The organism is Serratia sp. 22264 (genome assembly GCF_052045345.1).
In the GTDB taxonomy this organism is placed as follows: Bacteria; Pseudomonadota; Gammaproteobacteria; order Enterobacterales; family Enterobacteriaceae; genus Serratia; species Serratia plymuthica.
The window spans coordinates 915,768-932,679 of the sequence record NZ_JBQEOY010000001.1; the positions used below are offsets into that span (position 1 = coordinate 915,768).

19 protein-coding genes and 1 other annotated feature are annotated in these 16,912 nt (G+C 55.4%); of the genes, 18 read left to right on the forward strand and 1 reads right to left on the reverse strand.

Annotated elements, in window-relative coordinates; all coding sequences use genetic code 11:
• The 7 genes from infC (at nucleotide 1) to ihfA (ending at nucleotide 5,373) form a co-directional block, all read left to right on the forward strand.
• Entirely contained in the window at nucleotides 1-552 is a 552-nt protein-coding gene (infC, locus tag ACTJJ1_RS04490; protein ID WP_013812633.1) for a translation initiation factor IF-3, read from the forward strand.
• 98 nt (nucleotides 553-650) lie between these two features.
• On the forward strand, nucleotides 651-848 hold the full coding sequence (gene rpmI / locus ACTJJ1_RS04495; protein WP_004943591.1) for a 50S ribosomal protein L35: 198 nt from the start codon (nucleotides 651-653) through the stop codon (nucleotides 846-848).
• A 43-nt stretch (nucleotides 849-891) separates the two neighbouring features.
• Entirely contained in the window at nucleotides 892-1,248 is a 357-nt protein-coding gene (gene rplT, locus ACTJJ1_RS04500) for a 50S ribosomal protein L20 (RefSeq protein ID WP_004943595.1), read from the forward strand.
• A gap of 113 nt (nucleotides 1,249-1,361) precedes the next feature.
• Nucleotides 1,362-1,484 (forward strand) — a sequence feature (Phe leader region).
• Nucleotides 1,366-1,410, forward strand: coding sequence for a pheST operon leader peptide PheM (pheM, locus tag ACTJJ1_RS04505; RefSeq protein WP_120978403.1), 45 nt, complete (start codon nucleotides 1,366-1,368; stop codon nucleotides 1,408-1,410). (Overlaps the previous feature by 45 nt.)
• Before the next feature lie 202 nt (nucleotides 1,485-1,686).
• A complete protein-coding gene (pheS, locus tag ACTJJ1_RS04510; RefSeq protein WP_004943598.1) occupies nucleotides 1,687-2,670 on the forward strand; it encodes a phenylalanine--tRNA ligase subunit alpha in 984 nt (327 codons plus the stop codon).
• Between the two features lie 14 nt (nucleotides 2,671-2,684).
• Nucleotides 2,685-5,072, forward strand: a complete 2,388-nt coding sequence (gene pheT / locus ACTJJ1_RS04515; protein ID WP_004943601.1) for a phenylalanine--tRNA ligase subunit beta — start codon at nucleotides 2,685-2,687, stop codon at nucleotides 5,070-5,072.
• Nucleotides 5,073-5,076: 4 nt separating this feature from the next.
• Nucleotides 5,077-5,373, forward strand: a complete 297-nt coding sequence (ihfA, locus tag ACTJJ1_RS04520) for an integration host factor subunit alpha (RefSeq protein ID WP_004943604.1) — start codon at nucleotides 5,077-5,079, stop codon at nucleotides 5,371-5,373.
• 213 nt (nucleotides 5,374-5,586) lie between these two features.
• Here ihfA and ACTJJ1_RS04525 read toward each other — a convergent pair whose 3' ends face one another.
• A complete protein-coding gene (locus tag ACTJJ1_RS04525; protein WP_013812635.1) occupies nucleotides 5,587-5,715 on the reverse strand; it encodes a hypothetical protein in 129 nt (42 codons plus the stop codon).
• A gap of 232 nt (nucleotides 5,716-5,947) precedes the next feature.
• Here ACTJJ1_RS04525 and ACTJJ1_RS04530 point away from each other — a divergent pair, with 232 nt between their 5' ends.
• The 11 genes from ACTJJ1_RS04530 to arnF all read left to right on the forward strand — a co-directional run bounded on the left by ACTJJ1_RS04530 (nucleotide 5,948) and on the right by arnF (nucleotide 16,765).
• On the forward strand, nucleotides 5,948-6,424 hold the full coding sequence (locus tag ACTJJ1_RS04530; RefSeq protein ID WP_004943607.1) for a DUF2502 domain-containing protein: 477 nt from the start codon (nucleotides 5,948-5,950) through the stop codon (nucleotides 6,422-6,424).
• Between the two features lie 176 nt (nucleotides 6,425-6,600).
• Nucleotides 6,601-7,608, forward strand: a complete 1,008-nt coding sequence (gene btuC / locus ACTJJ1_RS04535) for a vitamin B12 ABC transporter permease BtuC (RefSeq protein WP_004943610.1) — start codon at nucleotides 6,601-6,603, stop codon at nucleotides 7,606-7,608.
• Between the two features lie 41 nt (nucleotides 7,609-7,649).
• On the forward strand, nucleotides 7,650-8,201 hold the full coding sequence (locus ACTJJ1_RS04540) for a glutathione peroxidase (protein WP_004943612.1): 552 nt from the start codon (nucleotides 7,650-7,652) through the stop codon (nucleotides 8,199-8,201).
• 19 nt (nucleotides 8,202-8,220) lie between these two features.
• Nucleotides 8,221-8,976: a vitamin B12 ABC transporter ATP-binding protein BtuD gene (gene btuD / locus ACTJJ1_RS04545; RefSeq protein WP_004943615.1), complete on the forward strand. Its 756-nt coding sequence runs from the start codon at nucleotides 8,221-8,223 to the stop codon at nucleotides 8,974-8,976.
• A gap of 389 nt (nucleotides 8,977-9,365) precedes the next feature.
• Nucleotides 9,366-10,520 (forward strand): UDP-4-amino-4-deoxy-L-arabinose aminotransferase, encoded by a 1,155-nt coding sequence (arnB, locus tag ACTJJ1_RS04550; protein ID WP_440832551.1) that lies wholly within the window; start codon nucleotides 9,366-9,368, stop codon nucleotides 10,518-10,520.
• Nucleotides 10,507-11,487 carry an undecaprenyl-phosphate 4-deoxy-4-formamido-L-arabinose transferase gene (gene arnC / locus ACTJJ1_RS04555; protein ID WP_006324910.1) on the forward strand — a complete coding sequence of 327 codons (981 nt, stop codon included), beginning with the start codon at nucleotides 10,507-10,509 and terminating at the stop codon, nucleotides 11,485-11,487. The genes arnB and arnC overlap by 14 nt, the downstream gene beginning before the upstream one ends.
• The gene (gene arnA, locus ACTJJ1_RS04560; RefSeq protein WP_440833599.1) at nucleotides 11,487-13,469 is read left to right on the forward strand and encodes a bifunctional UDP-4-amino-4-deoxy-L-arabinose formyltransferase/UDP-glucuronic acid oxidase ArnA; all 1,983 of its coding nucleotides are present in this window, start codon (nucleotides 11,487-11,489) and stop codon (nucleotides 13,467-13,469) included. Before arnC ends, arnA begins: the two co-directional genes overlap by 1 nt.
• On the forward strand, nucleotides 13,466-14,371 hold the full coding sequence (gene arnD, locus ACTJJ1_RS04565; RefSeq protein WP_004943624.1) for a 4-deoxy-4-formamido-L-arabinose-phosphoundecaprenol deformylase: 906 nt from the start codon (nucleotides 13,466-13,468) through the stop codon (nucleotides 14,369-14,371). The genes arnA and arnD overlap by 4 nt, the downstream gene beginning before the upstream one ends.
• Entirely contained in the window at nucleotides 14,368-16,032 is a 1,665-nt protein-coding gene (arnT, locus tag ACTJJ1_RS04570; RefSeq protein WP_110605830.1) for a lipid IV(A) 4-amino-4-deoxy-L-arabinosyltransferase, read from the forward strand. The genes arnD and arnT overlap by 4 nt, the downstream gene beginning before the upstream one ends.
• Nucleotides 16,029-16,376 carry a 4-amino-4-deoxy-L-arabinose-phosphoundecaprenol flippase subunit ArnE gene (gene arnE, locus ACTJJ1_RS04575; protein WP_004943629.1) on the forward strand — a complete coding sequence of 116 codons (348 nt, stop codon included), beginning with the start codon at nucleotides 16,029-16,031 and terminating at the stop codon, nucleotides 16,374-16,376. Before arnT ends, arnE begins: the two co-directional genes overlap by 4 nt.
• On the forward strand, nucleotides 16,373-16,765 hold the full coding sequence (gene arnF, locus ACTJJ1_RS04580; protein WP_004943631.1) for a 4-amino-4-deoxy-L-arabinose-phosphoundecaprenol flippase subunit ArnF: 393 nt from the start codon (nucleotides 16,373-16,375) through the stop codon (nucleotides 16,763-16,765). The genes arnE and arnF overlap by 4 nt, the downstream gene beginning before the upstream one ends.
• The last annotated feature ends 147 nt before the right edge of the window (nucleotides 16,766-16,912 follow it).

A 16,912-nucleotide genomic window follows, 5' to 3' on the forward strand; every position in this document is an offset into this window, starting at 1 on the left:
ATTAAAGGCGGAAAACGAGTTCAACCGGCGCGTCCTAATCGCATTAACAGAGAAATTCGCGCGCAAGAAGTTCGCCTAACCGGCGTCGATGGCGAGCAGATTGGTATTGTCAGTCTGAATGAAGCTCTTGAAAAAGCTGAGGAAGCGGGCGTTGATTTAGTAGAAATCAGCCCAAATGCCGAACCGCCAGTTTGCCGAATCATGGATTACGGCAAATTCCTCTACGAGAAGAGCAAGTCGACCAAAGAACAGAAGAAGAAGCAAAAAGTCATTCAGGTCAAGGAAATCAAATTCCGTCCTGGTACCGATGATGGCGACTATCAGGTCAAACTACGCAACCTGATTCGCTTTCTGGAAGATGGCGATAAAGCCAAAATCACCCTGCGTTTCCGCGGACGTGAGATGGCGCACCAACAGATCGGTATGGAAGTGCTTAATCGCGTCCGTAAAGACCTGTGTGAAGATTCTGATTTGGCCATTGTCGAATCCTTCCCTACGAGGATCGAAGGCCGTCAGATGATCATGGTGCTCGCACCGAAAAAGAGACAGTAAAGGCTTCCAAGTAATCGAACCCGCGCAGCGCTTGCGTTGTGTGGGTTTTATTCGCCTTACTGATCGTTGTTTAACAATGCGAAGTGGATTTAATTAAAATGCCAAAGATTAAAACTGTACGTGGTGCAGCCAAACGCTTCAAAAAAACCGGCAGCGGTGGTTTTAAGCGCAAGCATGCTAACCTGCGTCATATTCTGACCAAAAAAGCAACCAAGCGTAAACGTCACCTGCGTCCGAAAGGCATGGTGTCTAAAAACGATATGGTCCTGGTTGTTGCGTGCCTTCCGTACGCATAAGCCATTTTTTTTGAATCCAGAATAAGACTTTAGGAGAGAGCATATGGCTCGCGTAAAACGTGGTGTAATTGCACGCGCACGTCACAAGAAAATTTTAAAACAAGCGAAAGGTTACTACGGTGCCCGTTCGCGCGTTTATCGTGTTGCCTTCCAGGCAGTAATCAAAGCAGGCCAGTATGCTTACCGTGACCGTCGTCAACGTAAGCGTCAGTTCCGTCAGCTGTGGATTGCACGTATCAACGCAGCAGCTCGTGTGAACGGCCTGTCTTACAGCAAATTCATTAACGGCCTGAAAAAAGCCTCTATTGAAATTGACCGTAAGATCCTGGCTGACATCGCAGTCTTCGACAAAGTGGCCTTCGGCGCACTGGTTGAGAAAGCGAAAGCAGCACTGGCGTAAGTCAGTAAAAGAGGGAGCTTGCTCCCTCTTTTATCTTTGTTTTTCAGTACGAATATTGACTTTTATTGACCGCCGCTATATCACTGGTGGGCAATCAATCGACAAGGTTAAGCAATCATGCACGTTGTTATTTTTCGTTTCTTTTTTTACTTTAGCGCCTGATCTCAGGAGGCTTTGCGCGTAAGAAAAGAAACGAAAAGTAGCGCCTAAGCCTCCCCTGTGGAGGCTTTTTTGTTTTTGGCCATACCCTTTGCCTTTCAAACTACAGCGGCGTTGGCCGCGAGTGTTCACCCCGGTCACTTAGTTATCTAAGCTCCCGGGGACTCACCCACTTGCCGCCTGGCTGTAGCTTGAAATTCTGTGGGTATGAGTCAGGCCAGATAACATAAATTATCAGTCATTACTTAGGGCCATACCGGCCAGAGGAAGAGGAAAGCAATGCCACATCTCGCAGAGCTGGTTGCCAATGCTAAAGCAGCCGTAGAAGATGCCCAGGATGTTGCCGCGTTGGATTTGGTACGCGTCGAATATTTAGGCAAGAAAGGCCATTTTACCTTGCAGATGCAATCGCTGCGTGACGTGCCGGCGGAAGAACGCCCTGCGGCCGGGGCGGTGATCAACCAGGCAAAACAGGCGGTGCAGGATGCGCTGAACGCGCGTAAAAACACGCTGGAATCCGCTGCGCTGAACGAGCGTCTGGCTGCAGAGACTATTGACGTTTCCCTGCCAGGCCGTCGTATGGAAAACGGCGGGCTGCATCCAGTGACCCGCACCATCGATCGTATCGAAGCCTTCTTTGGCGAACTGGGCTTTTCAGTCGAGACCGGGCCGGAAATTGAAGACGATTATCATAACTTCGACGCGCTGAACATTCCAGGGCACCACCCGGCGCGCGCCGATCACGACACCTTCTGGTTCGATGCCACGCGCCTGCTGCGCACTCAGACTTCCGGCGTGCAGATCCGTACCATGAAGAACCAGCAGCCGCCAATTCGCATTATTGCGCCGGGTCGCGTTTACCGTAACGATTACGACCAAACGCATACTCCGATGTTCCATCAGATGGAAGGCCTGATTGTCGACAAAGACATCAGCTTCACCAACCTGAAGGGCACGCTGCATGATTTCCTGAATAACTTCTTTGAAGAGGATTTGCAGGTTCGTTTCCGTCCGTCGTACTTCCCGTTTACCGAACCGTCCGCTGAAGTGGACGTCATGGGCAAAAACGGCAAGTGGCTGGAAGTTCTGGGCTGCGGCATGGTGCATCCGAACGTTCTGCGCAACGTGGGCATCGACCCGGAAATCTATTCCGGTTTTGCTTTCGGCATGGGCATGGAGCGTCTGACGATGTTGCGTTATGGCGTCACCGACTTGCGCGCGTTCTTCGAAAACGATCTGCGTTTCCTCAAACAGTTTAAGTAAGGCGGGAATATCACATGAAATTCAGTGAACTCTGGTTGCGCGAGTGGGTAAACCCGGCCATCAGCAGCGAAGCATTATCCGATCAAATCACCATGGCCGGCCTGGAAGTGGACGGCGTGGAGCCGGTAGCCGGCGTCTTCAACGGCGTGGTGGTTGGCCACGTGGTTGAATGCGGTCAGCATCCCAATGCGGACAAACTGCGGGTGACCAAGGTTAACGTGGGCGGCGACCGCCTGTTGGATATCGTCTGCGGCGCGCCGAACTGCCGGACTGGCCTGAAGGTGGCCGTTGCCACCGTAGGCGCAGTGCTGCCGGGCGATTTCAAAATCAAAGCCGCCAAATTACGCGGCGAGCCTTCCGAAGGCATGCTCTGCTCGTTCTCCGAATTGGGCATTTCCGACGATCACGACGGTATTATCGAACTGCCGGAAGATGCGCCGATTGGCACCGACATCCGCGAATACCTGAAGCTGAACGACAACACGATCGAAATCAGCGTGACACCTAACCGCGCCGACTGTCTGGGTATCATCGGCGTAGCGCGTGATGTTGGCGTGCTGAATCAGGTGGCACTCACCGAACCGGACATGAGCCCGGTTGCCGCCACGATCAATGATACGTTGCCGATCCGCGTTGACGCACCGCAGGCGTGCCCGCGTTACCTCGGTCGCGTAGTCAAAGGCATCAACGTCAAGGCCGCCAGCCCGTTGTGGATGCGTGAGAAACTGCGTCGTTGCGGTATCCGCTCCATTGACGCGGTGGTTGACGTTACCAACTACGTGCTGCTGGAACTGGGGCAGCCAATGCACGCCTTCGACCTGAGCCGCATTGAAGGCGGTATCGTGGTGCGTATGGCCGAAGAAGGGGAAACCCTGACGTTGCTGGACGGCAGCGAAGCCAAACTGAATGCAGACACCCTGGTGATTGCCGATCACCAAAAAGCGCTGGCGATGGGCGGCATCTTTGGTGGCGAACATTCAGGGGTGAATGACGAGACCCAGGACGTGCTGTTGGAGTGCGCCTTCTTTAGCCCGCTGTCGATTACCGGCCGCGCGCGTCGTCAGGGCCTGCACACCGACGCTTCACATCGTTATGAGCGTGGCGTTGACCCTGCGTTGCAGTACAAGGCGATGGAGCGCGCTACCCGCCTGCTGATTGATATCTGCGGCGGCCAGGCAGGCCCTGTTATTGATGTTACCACCGAAAGCGAACTGCCGAAGCGCGCCACTATTACGTTGCGCCGTGAAAAACTGGATCGTTTGATTGGTCATGCGGTACCAAGCGAGCAGGTGAGCGATATTCTGCGCCGTCTGGGTTGTCAGGTGACAGAGCAGGGCGATAACTGGCTGGCGGTGGCACCGAGCTGGCGTTTCGATATGGAAATCGAAGAAGACCTGGTTGAAGAAGTCGCGCGCGTTTATGGCTACAACAATATTCCTGACGTGCCGGTCCGTGCCGATCTGGTCATGACCAAGCACCGCGAAGCCGATCTGACGCTGAAACGCGTGAAAACTCTGCTGGTCGATCACGGTTTCCAGGAAGCGATCACCTACAGCTTCGTTGATCCTAAAGTGCAGGCCTTGCTGCACCCGGGCGAAGAGGCGTTGATCCTGCCAAGCCCAATCTCGGTAGAGATGTCGGCTATGCGTCTGTCATTGTGGACCGGCCTGCTGTCTGCGGTGGTGTATAACCAGAATCGCCAGCAAAGCCGCCTGCGCCTGTTTGAAAGCGGGTTGCGCTTTGTACCTGATACTGCGGCAAATCTGGGCATCCGTCAGGATGTCATGCTGGCAGGGGTGATTGCGGGCCATACGCATGAAGAACACTGGGATCTGGCGCGTAAGCCGGTCGACTTCTATGATTTAAAAGGCGATCTGGAGTCGGTACTCGAGCTGACCGGTAAATTATCCGAAATTCAGTTCAAAGCCGAGGCCAATCCGGCATTGCATCCTGGGCAAAGCGCGGCGATTTATTTACAGGGCGAACGCGTAGGTTTCATCGGTGTGGTTCATCCGGAACTTGAACGTAAACTGGATCTTAACGGCCGTACAGTGGTGTTCGAACTGGAGTGGAACAAGGTCGCAAGCCGCGCCGTGCCTCAGGCGCGGGAGATTTCTCGCTTCCCGGCAAACCGTCGCGATATCGCCGTTGTGGTGGCTGAAAATGTCGCCGCAGAAGATATTTTGGCAGAGTGTAAGAAAGTTGGCGCAAATCAGGTAGTTGGCGTAAACTTGTTTGATGTGTACCGTGGCAAGGGCGTAGCGGAGGGTGATAAGAGCCTGGCTATCAGTCTGGTATTGCAGGATACCGCTCGTACACTGGAAGAAGAGGAGATAGCCGCTACCGTTGCAAGATGCGTAGAGGCTCTAAAACAGCGATTCCAAGCATCCTTGAGGGATTGAACCTATGGCGCTTACTAAAGCTGAAATGTCAGAACACCTGTTTGAGAAGCTTGGGCTTAGCAAACGGGATGCCAAAGACCTGGTAGAACTGTTTTTCGAAGAGGTGCGTCGTGCTCTCGAGAACGGTGAGCAGGTTAAACTGTCAGGTTTTGGCAATTTTGATTTGCGTGACAAGAACCAACGTCCTGGGCGTAACCCGAAGACCGGCGAGGACATTCCGATTACGGCGCGCCGCGTGGTCACTTTCCGTCCGGGACAAAAGCTGAAAAGTCGGGTAGAGAACGCCAGCCCGAAAGAGTAAGTCGCATGAAACCAAAAAGGCCGCTTTGCGGCCTTTTTCTTTTTCCGAGTTAAATTAGGTCTATTCTTAATTTATACCGCCACGAGATTTTTCAGGTGGTGATATTAACCCCTCTCGTTCAAGCTAAAATAATATTCTCGTTGCGGATTATTCTTATGGCTATTTAGTATTAATTGTTTTTTGAATAAAAAAAGGGGCCGAGGCCCCTGACGGTTAATAATGATTATAGTAGTGGCCCGGCCCGCCGCCACGGTGCCCGCCGCCGTGCGGGCCGAAGCAGCAGGCGCTGAGCGCTGAAGCCAGTACGGCAACGGTCAATAGCATTCCAATGCGCTTAATCATAATAATGTCTCTCCGGTGGTTGTTGGCTTAATTATAAATAGCCTGGTGGCGATACGTACGTCAGTTATTCGTTAAAGGTTGTCAGCAATTATATTAATTAAGCGGCAGGGCCGGAGTGTATGGATTTCGTAAGGGAGATGAAAACGATCTGAAAATAGGCATTGGTGAGATAGGCGCTAAATAAATGCGCTGATATAACCACTCAAGCGAGAAAATAAAGTGAGAACATAAAATGAAAAAGTTCCTGTTGCTGGTTTGTTTACCCTTGCTGCTGCCGGTGGCTGCGCAGGCGGATGTCTCTATTGATATCAACGTGCCGGGCGTTTCGGTACATCTGGGCGATCAGGACCGTCGGGGCTATTATTGGGATGGTTACGACTGGCGCCCGCCGCAGTGGTGGCATGCTCATCAGGGCCGCGGTATGGGCGAGCGGAATAACCATGGCATGTACTGGGATGGAGGCCGCTGGCAACCGAAGCCACCGCCTGGCTATGAGCACCGCGGCCCGGATCGCGACGGCAATCCGTTCCGTGGCGAACGCGATAATCATGATAACGGCAACCGTCATGACAATGGCGGCCGTGACAATGGGCGCGGTAACGATCAGGGCCGCAGTAACGATCAAGGCCGTGGCAATGATAATGGCCGCGGTAACGGTCACGGCAATGGCGAACCCTATCCGCCGAACGGCAACGGCCCGCGCCCTTAATTAATTTTACGGCGGCTGCCTTTGCCATCACCTGCGGGTGACGGGCATGCGCAGCCGCCGTTTTCCTGCCATTGTGCTTAGGCAATGCTTCCCCTTCTGGCGCTAACCCCCTAATATTTGACTCAGACGTCAATTATTCGGCCGTAAATACGGCCTGCAGGGAAATCGCCGCGCCAATGCTGACCAGCCAAACCTTTTCTTTATTGCTCCAAAACCAACGCACTCGCGACAAGCGCCATCTGTGGTTGTTGATGCTGGGCGTTGCGGTGGCTTTTGTTTTCAGCCTCAGTGCCGGCGACATTTGGCTCTGGCCCTCACAGTGGCTGAGCGAGCCTGCGCAGCTGTTCGTCTGGCAGTTGCGGCTGCCGCGCGCGCTGGCGGTGATGCTGGTAGGCGCCAGCCTGGCGGTGGCTGGGGCGGTTATGCAGGCGTTGTTCGAAAACCCCTTGGCCGAGCCGGGCCTGTTGGGCGTCGCGAACGGCGCCGGCGTGGCGCTGGTGCTGACGGTGTTGCTGGGCAACGGTTTGCTGCCGGTGGCGCTGATGAGCCTGAGCGCCATCGTCGGCGCGTTAATCATGACTTTTCTGCTGCTCAGTTTTGCCCGCCGCCGGCGGTTAACCAATGCGCGCTTGCTGTTGGTGGGGGTTGCGCTGGGCATCGTTTGCAGCGCGGTGATGACCTGGGCGGTGTACTTCAGTTCCAGCCTGGATCTGCGCCAACTGATGTATTGGATGATGGGCGGGTTTGGCGGTGTTGACTGGCGGCAAAAGTGGTTGGTGCTGGCCCTGTTGCCGGTGCTGCTTTGGTTGTGTTGCCAAGGCAAGGCGCTGAACTTTATGGCCCTGGGGGAGATTCAGGCGCGTCAACTCGGGCTCTCCTTGCATCTGTGGCGCAACCTGCTGGTGTTGGCGATTGGCTGGCTGGTGGGCGTCAGTGTGGCGCTGGCCGGGGTGATTGGTTTTGTCGGGCTGGTGATCCCGCATATGCTGCGCCTCAGCGGTCTGACCAACCAGCGTTACCTGCTGCCCGGATGCGCGCTGGCCGGTGGCGGCGTGTTGCTGGCGGCTGATGTGGTGGCGCGCATCACCTTGTTGTCGGCAGAATTGCCCATTGGGGTGGTGACGGCCACCCTCGGAGCACCGCTATTTATCTGGTTACTGACCCGGGTAAAAAGCGTAAGGTAGTTTCTTCTGTTCACCTGCAAACAAAACAAGAGGATAAAGCTATGTCTCAACCTATCTATGACATTCCGGTAAACACTATCGAAAATAAATCCACCACCCTGGGCGAATATGAAGGCAAAGCGCTGTTGGTGGTTAACGTGGCGTCTGAATGTGGCTTGACCAAGCAATATGAAGGGCTGGAAGCGTTATACGAAACCTATCGCGCACAGGGGTTTGAGGTGCTGGGCTTCCCGTCCAATGAGTTCCTGGGGCAAGAACCCGGCAGCAATGAAGAGATCCTGGCGTTTTGCCGCGGGACCTTCGGCGTACAGTTCCCGATGTTCGCCAAAATTGAAGTGAACAGCGACGACCGCCATCCGTTGTATCAGGCGCTGATTACCGCAAAACCGCAGGCGGTCGCGCCAGAGGGCAGCGAGTTTCTGGCGCGTATGAGCAGCAAAGGCCGCGCACCGAAGCAAACCGGCGATATCCTGTGGAACTTTGAAAAGTTCCTGATTGGACGCGATGGCCAAGTGATCGAGCGTTTCTCGCCGGACACGACGCCGGAAGATCCGGCGCTGGTTGCCGCTGTCAAACAGGCGTTGGCCGGATAACAAGGAGCGGTAATCCATCATGCTGCAGCTCAGTCAGGTTGGGGTAGAAGGGCGTTTGGCCCCGTTTTCAGCGCAGGTTGATGCTGGGTTGCAGTATCACCTCATCGGCCCGAACGGCGCCGGTAAAAGCACGCTGCTGGCTCGGCTGGCGGGCATGCTGCCCGGTTCAGGGGAACTCTTGTTGGCGGGCCAACCGCTGGCCGGCTATCAGGGAAGTGAACTGGCGCTGCGCCGTGCTTACTTAAGCCAGCAGCAGCCGCCTGTCGCGTTGATGCCCGTGTTCCAATACCTGGCGTTACACCAACCGGCGGGCGCCGCTGACGCTGCGGTGGAGAGCACCATCCTCTATCTTTGCCAACGTTTAAAGCTGATGGATAAGTTGCCGCGCATGCTGACTCAGCTTTCCGGCGGCGAATGGCAACGGGTGCGGCTGGCGGCGGTGTTGCTTCAGGTGTGGCCGACGGTTAACCCCTACAGCCAACTGCTGCTGCTGGACGAACCGACCAATAGTCTGGACGTGGCGCAGAAGGTGGCACTGGATCGCCTGCTGCGCGAGTTTTGCCAGAGCGGGCGTAGCGCTTTGGTTTGCGCGCACGATCTCAACCATACTTTGCAGCAGGCCGATCGGGTTTGGCTGTTGCACGCCGGCCGGCTGGTCGCGCAGGGCGTTACGCGAGAAGTGATGGAGCCGGTAGTGCTTTCACAGATTTATGATGTGGATTTTCATCTGCAGGCGGTCGGCGATCAGCGCTGGATCATGACCAAGACGGCGTAGCGAGAAAATCGACTTAAACGTAAATTAAACGGACCCGATATAAATAGGCGGCTAACCTTAGGCCGTTATTTCTTTTTCTCTTTTAAATTAACTCTCCCGCCTTGAAAACCGTCGCTGACGTGCTACGCTGATTTAGTTCAAATAGAATAGATAAATAATTATTCACAATCACAATTTGCTGATTTTTATGCGATATTTATTTTTTTGTTGATAATCCACTCAAGTCTGATAGCCAGCTGATAATTAATCTTACCTTAAGGTTTAGTTAAGCTTGTGGCCGTACATTGGCAGCTAATCCACCAGGAACGATTCTCTCTGGTGTTTAATATTCGTTAAATGAAAGAGATCTACAGTGTCATTAAAGAAATTTGATGAGTTTGGGGTTAACTATGGATGAATTTTTACCTTTTTCTCGCCCGGCCATTGGCGATGAAGAGGTCGCAGCGGTAGAAAAGGTATTGCGCTCCGGCTGGATCACCACCGGCCCGCAGAATCAGCAATTGGAAAACGAATTCTGCTCCACCTTCGGATGTAAACACGCCATAGCCGTTTGTTCCGCCACTGCGGGCATGCACATCACCCTGATGGCGCTGGGCATTGGCCCGGGTGATGAGGTTATCACGCCCTCGCAAACCTGGGTTTCCACCCTCAATATGATTGAATTGCTTGGCGCGACGCCGGTGATGATTGATGTTGATCGCGATACGCTGATGGTCAGTGCCGCCGATGTCGAAGCGGCCATTACGGCTAAAACCAAAGCCATTGTCCCGGTTCATTACGCCGGTGCGCCGCTGCAGATGGACGCTTTGCGCGATGTGGCAACGCGCCACAACCTCCCTCTGATCGAAGACGCTGCCCATGCGGTGGGTACCCGTTACAACGGCGAGTGGGTCGGCGCACGCGGCACGGCAATTTTTTCCTTCCATGCGATTAAAAACCTGACCTGTGCCGAGGGGGGCCTGATTGCCACCGACGACGATGCGCTGGCCGATCGCGTACGTTGCCTGAAGTTCCACGGACTGGCGGTTGACGCCTTCGATCGCCAACAGCTGGGGCGCAAGCCGCAGGCAGAGGTGGTGGAACCGGGCTACAAATACAACCTTTCGGATATTCACGCGGCCATAGCGGTCGTGCAGTTAGCTCGTCTGCCGCAGTTGAACGCCCGTCGCAAAGCGTTGGCCCAACGTTATTTGGCCGCGCTGGAAGGTTCGCCTTTCCAGCCGTTGGGGTTGCCTGATTACCCGCATGATCACGCCTGGCATCTGTTTATGGTGCGCGTTGATGCCGAACGTTGCGGCATCGATCGCGACCAACTGATGGAGCGCCTGAAAGCGTTAGGCATCGGTACCGGCCTGCATTTCCGCGCTGCCCATACCCAGAAATTCTACCGCGAACGTTATCCGCAGCTGTCGTTGCCGAACACCGAATGGAACTCGGCGCGTCTGTGCACCTTACCGTTATTCCCTGATATGACCGACGGCGATGTTGATCGCGTGGTCAATGCCTTATCTTCTGTTGTGGAGTCGTTACGTGTCTCGCGTTGAACCGATAAAAAAAGTTTCGGTGGTGATCCCGGTATACAACGAGCAGGAAAGTTTGCCTGCCTTGCTTGAGCGTACTACCGCCGCCTGTAAACAACTGACTCAACCTTATGAAATTATCCTGGTCGATGACGGCAGCAGCGACAACTCAGCCGATATGCTGACCGCCGCGGCAGAGCAGCCGGGCAGCTGCGTGATTGCCGTTTTGCTGAACCGTAATTACGGCCAACACTCGGCGATCATGGCCGGCTTCAATCAGGTGAGCGGCGATCTGGTGATTACGCTGGACGCCGATTTGCAAAACCCGCCGGAAGAGATCCCGCGCCTGGTACGGGTCGCAGAAGAGGGCTATGACGTGGTGGGCACCGTGCGTGCCAACCGCCAGGACTCCTGGTTCCGCAAAAGCGCCTCACGCATTATCAATATGATGATCCAACGTGCCACCGGCAAATCGATGGGCGATTACGGCTGCATGTTGCGCGCCTACCGCCGTCATATTATCGAAGCCATGCTGAACTGCCACGAACGCAGCACCTTTATCCCGATCCTGGCGAACACCTTCGCCCGGCGGACCACCGAAATCGACGTGCTGCACGCCGAACGCGAGTTTGGCGATTCCAAATACAGCCTGATGAAGTTGATTAACCTGATGTACGACTTGCTCACCTGCCTGACGACGACACCGCTGCGTTTGCTCAGCGTTGTAGGCAGCGTGGTGGCGCTCTCGGGTTTTGTGCTGGCGGTAGTGCTGATCGCCCTGCGTTTGATTATGGGGCCCGAATGGTCGGGCGGTGGGGTGTTCACGCTGTTTGCGGTGCTGTTTACCTTTATCGGTGCTCAATTTGTCGGCATGGGTCTGTTGGGCGAGTACATAGGTCGTATCTATACCGACGTACGCGCTCGCCCTCGTTATTTTGTTCAGAAAGTGGTCGGTGAACAGCCGGTTCACAATACTCAGGAAGAAGAATGATGAAAGCTATTGTATTTGCTTACCATGATATTGGCTGCGCGGGTTTGAAAGCGCTGACTGACGCAGGCTATGACGTTCAGGCGGTATTCACGCATACCGACGATCCTGGTGAGAACAACTTCTTCTCCTCTGTAGCCCGTTTAGGCGCTGAATTGGAGTTGCCGGTCTATGCGCCGGAAGACGTTAACCACCCGTTGTGGATCGAGCGCATCCGTCAGATGCAACCGGACGTTATTTTCTCATTCTATTACCGCAACCTGTTAAGCGATGAGATCCTGTCGCTGGCACCGCTTGGCGGGTTCAATCTGCACGGTTCGTTGCTGCCGCGCTACCGTGGCCGTGCACCGGTGAACTGGGCGCTGGTCAACGGCGAAACCGAAACCGGCGCCACGCTGCACAAAATGGTCAAACGCCCGGATGCCGGGGATATCGTTGGTCAACGTAAAGTGGCGATCGCCGCTGACGATACGGCGCTGACGTTACACAAAAAAGTGCTGGAGGCGGCACAGGCGCTGCTGAAAGACGAACTGCCTAAACTGAAAAACGGTACCGCCTCATTCACTGCGCAAAATGAAGCCGACGCCAGCTATTTTGGCCGCCGCACAGCCGCAGACGGTGAAATTTTGTGGCATAAATCCGCGCAGGAAATCAACAACCTGATCCGTGCGGTCACCGAGCCTTACCCGGGCGCATTCAGCTACCTCGGCCAACGTAAGCTGATCGTCTGGCGTGCCCGCGTGCTGGATGCCCAGCATGATAAACAACCGGGCACAGTGCTTAGCACCTCGCCGCTGATCATCGCTTGTGGTGAAGGCGCGCTGGAAATCGTTGCCGGGCAAAACGAGTCCGGTCTGTACGTGCAGGGTAGCCGCCTGGCGCAGGAAATGGGCATCGTGGCCGATGTGCGCCTGGCCGCCAAGCCGAATGCAGTCATGAAGCGCAGAACTCGCGTGTTGATCCTGGGCGTTAACGGTTTTATCGGCAATCACTTGACCGAACGCCTGCTGCGTGACGATCGTTACGACATTTACGGTCTGGATATCGGCTCTGATGCCATCAGCCGTTTCCTGGATAACCCGCGCTTCCACTTTGTGGAAGGGGATATCAGCATCCACTCCGAGTGGATCGAGTATCACATCAAGAAATGCGACGTGGTGTTGCCGCTGGTGGCCATTGCGACGCCTATCGAATACACCCGCAACCCACTGCGCGTATTCGAGTTGGATTTCGAAGAAAACCTGAAAATCGTCCGCGACTGCGTGAAATACAATAAGCGCATTATCTTCCCGTCCACCTCCGAGGTGTACGGCATGTGCGATGACAAAGAATTTGATGAAGACCATTCGCGTCTGATCGTCGGGCCGATCAACAAACAGCGCTGGATTTACTCGGTGTCCAAGCAGTTGCTGGACCGGGTGATCTGGGCATACGGCGCCAAGGAAGGATTGAAGTTCACGCTGTTCCGTCCGTTTAACTGGATGGGGCCGCGCCTGGACAATCTGGATGCGGCGCGTATCGGTTCATCACGCGCTATCACCCAGTTAATCCTCAATCTGGTGGAAGGTTCGCCGATCAAACTGATGGACGGCGGGGCGCAAAAACGCTGCTTTACCGACATCAACGACGGTATCGAAGCGCTGTTCCGCATTATCGAAAACCGCGACGGTTTGTGTGACGGTCAGATCGTCAATATCGGTAACCCGACCAATGAGGCCAGCATCCGTGAACTGGCGGAAATGTTGCTCGAGAGTTTCAACAATCACCCGTTGCGCGACAGCTTCCCGCCGTTTGCCGGTTTCAAGGATGTAGAAAGCAGCAGCTATTACGGCAAAGGGTATCAGGACGTCGAGCACCGTACGCCGAGCATCAAGAATGCCCGCCGCCTGCTGGGTTGGCAGCCGACCATTGCGATGCAGCAGACCGTTGCAGACACGTTGGATTACTTCCTGCGCACTACCGTTCAGGAAGGTAAAGGTGAATGAAGAAAGTCGGTCTGCGAGTTGATGTAGATACCTTCAGCGGTACCCGGGAAGGGGTGCCGCAGTTGCTGGAGCTGTTCGACAAGTACGGTATTCAGGCCAGTTTCTTCTTCAGCGTAGGACCGGACAATATGGGGCGCCATTTATGGCGCCTTTTACGTCCGAAATTCCTGTGGAAAATGCTGCGTTCGAACGCCGCGTCACTGTACGGTTGGGATATCCTGCTGGCCGGTACCGCCTGGCCGGGGCGCAATATTTCCCGCACTCTGGGGCCGTTGATGAAACGTACCGCCGAGGCCGGGCATGAAGTGGGACTGCACGCGTGGGATCATCAGGGCTGGCAGGCGAACGTCGGCCGCTGGTCTGAGGCGCAACTGACGCAGCAGGTTCAACGGGGCGTGGATGCGCTAACCGCCAGTACCGGCCAGCCGGTAAAATGCTCGGCGGTCGCCGGCTGGCGTGCGGATACGCGGGTACTGGAGGTGAAGCAGCGTTTTGGTTTTCACTACAACAGCGACTGTCGCGGCACCCACCCATTCCGCCCGCAGTTAAGCGATGGCCGGCTCGGCACCGTGCAGATCCCGGTTACGTTACCTACATTTGACGAGGTGATTGGCAGTGAAGTCAGTATGGCCGACTTCAACGATTACATTCTGCAAGCCATTGAAAACGACCAGGGCGTGCCGGTGTATACCATTCATACCGAAGTGGAAGGGATGTCGCAGGCCGCGATGTTCGAACAGTTACTGCAGCGCGCGCAACGACAGGGCATAGCATTCTGTCCGTTAAGCGAACTGCTGCCGCACGATTTGGCTTCATTGCCATTGGGCCGCATCAAGCGCGCTCCTTTCCCCGGCCGCGAAGGTTGGCTGGGTTGTCAAACCGATGTGAAGGACGATTCATGAAGGCGCTAAAAGGATCATGGGCCATCTTGCTGGCCATTTTTTTTGCTCTGGTTTACCTGATTCCCCTCAATGGGCGCCTGCTGTGGCAGCCTGATGAAACCCGCTATGCCGAAATCAGCCGCGAGATGCTGCAGCGCGGCGACTGGGTAGTGCCCAATCTGCTTGGCCTGCGTTATTTTGAAAAACCGGTAGCCGGTTACTGGTTTAACAACATCAGCCAATGGCTGTTTGGCGAGACCAACTTTGCGGTGCGTTTCGGCTCGGTATTCAGCACCGGCATGACTGCGCTGTTGGTCTTTGCGCTGGCGATGCTGATGTGGCGCAATGCGCGCCGCGCCAGCCTGGCGGTACTGATTTTCCTGTCGATGGTACTGGTGTTCAGCATCGGTACCTACAGCGTACTGGATCCGATGATCGCCTTGTGGCTGACCGCGGCGATGGTCAGCTATTACCTGACGTTGAAAGCCACCACGGTCAAAGGCAAGCTGGGCGGTTACGCGCTGCTGGGGTTGGCCTGCGGCATGGGTTTTATGACCAAGGGGTTCTTGGCGCTGGCTGTGCCGGTGATTGCGGTGATCCCGATTGTCATTCAGCAACGGCGGATCAAAGATCTTCTTATTTACGGCCCGGTGGCGATAGTGGTGGCGGTGTTGCTCAGCCTGCCTTGGGCGCTGGCCATTGCCCAGCGAGAACCGGACTTCTGGAATTACTTCTTCTGGGTGGAGCATATTCAGCGCTTCGCCGAGGACAATGCGCAGCATAAGGCACCGTTCTGGTACTACATTCCGATTCTGTTTGCCGGGGTGCTGCCGTGGGCGGCGCTGCTGCCAGGGGCGCTGATCAAGGGCTGGCGTGAACGCATCAATCGCCCGGAGCTGTTCTTCCTGCTCAGTTGGGTAGTGATGCCACTGATCTTCTTCAGCATCGCCAAGGGTAAGCTGCCGACCTATATTCTGCCGTGCATGGCGCCGCTGGCGCTGTTGATGGCGGCTTATGCCGAGGATTATGCGGCGGCACTGCGCAGCAAGGCATTCAAAGTCAATGCGCTGCTGAACGGGTTGTTTGGCGCGATCGGCGTATTGGCGCTATTGATTATCGGTACTGGTCTGTTGCCCAAGGTGCATTTGTTTAGCGCCCAGGAATGGCCGAAGATAGTGATCGGCATTATCGCCTTTGCCGGGTGGCTAGTGTTCGCCGTGGTGTCGGTGCGTGATAATGCACGCCGTTGGCATTGGGCTGCCGCCTGTCCGTTGCTGCTGTGCCTGCTGATTGGCTATGCGATTCCGCAACAGGTGACCGATTCCAAGTTGCCGCAAAACTTCGCGCGGGTGAACATGGCAGAATTAAGCCATAGCCGCTATGTGCTGACAGACAGCGCAGGGGTCGCCGCCGGCCTGGCCTGGGAACTGAAGCGCAGCGATGTGCTGATGTTCAGCGAAAAGGGCGAAGTGTCTTATGGTCTGGACTACCCGGATGCCCGCAGCCATTTCATCAGCGATGAAGATTTCCCTCAGTGGTTGGCACAGGCGCGCAAGCAGGGCGATGTCTCGCTGGTATTGCAATTGTCGAGAGGGGATCACGTGCCGAAAAACTTACCGACCGCAGACAAGATTGTTGAGATGAACCGCCTGGCGCTGGTTTGGTATCGACAGCAACCATGATGATCGGTTACCTGTTGGTGATTGTGGTCAGCCTGCTCACCTGCGGTGGGCAGTTGTGCCAGAAACAGGCCGCTCTGTGCTGGCAATTGCCGCCGGACGTCAGACGAGGGCCGACGCTACGTTGGTTGGCGCTGGCGGTGTTGCTGCTGGGGGCCGGCATGGCGGTGTGGCTCAACGTGTTGCAACGTTTGCCGCTCAGCCTGGCGTACCCGATGCTCAGCCTGAATTTTGTGCTGGTGACGCTGGCGGCCCGCTGGCTGTTTCAGGAACCGACCACCTTGCGCCACTGGTGTGGCGTAGCGTCCATTATGCTGGGGATCCTGTTGATGAGTGTACACCCATGAGGGGCTATGCCTGGGGCGCTGCCAGCGTATTGTTGGTGACGTTGGCGCAACTGTTGATGAAGTGGGGCATGGCGCAGATCCCGCTGATGTCGTTCGCCGACGTGACATTGGCGCTGCTCATGCATTACTGGTTGCCGCTGCTGGCTGTGGGTTGCGGTATCTTTGGCTATGCGTTGTCGATGCTGTGCTGGTTCTTTGCGCTGCATCATTTGCCGCTCAATCGCGCTTATCCGCTGTTGAGCGTCAGCTATGCGCTGGTGTATCTGGCTGCGGTGATCCTGCCCTGGTTTAATGAATCCGCTACCCTGCTGAAAACGCTGGGAACGCTGTTTATCCTGTTTGGGGTGTGGCTGATTAACAGCAAGGCTGGGGTAAAAACGGCCCAATAGCGCAAAAATTGGCGTCAACGCGATTATCTCCTTCACAGCGCTTGCCTTTTTCCCCATGCGGGAGATAAATTAGCGCCAAATAGCTCTCTCCTAACGTGGTGCCGACTTTGCCTCGCTGGCGGTGTGGTTGACCGGGCGGCATGATGC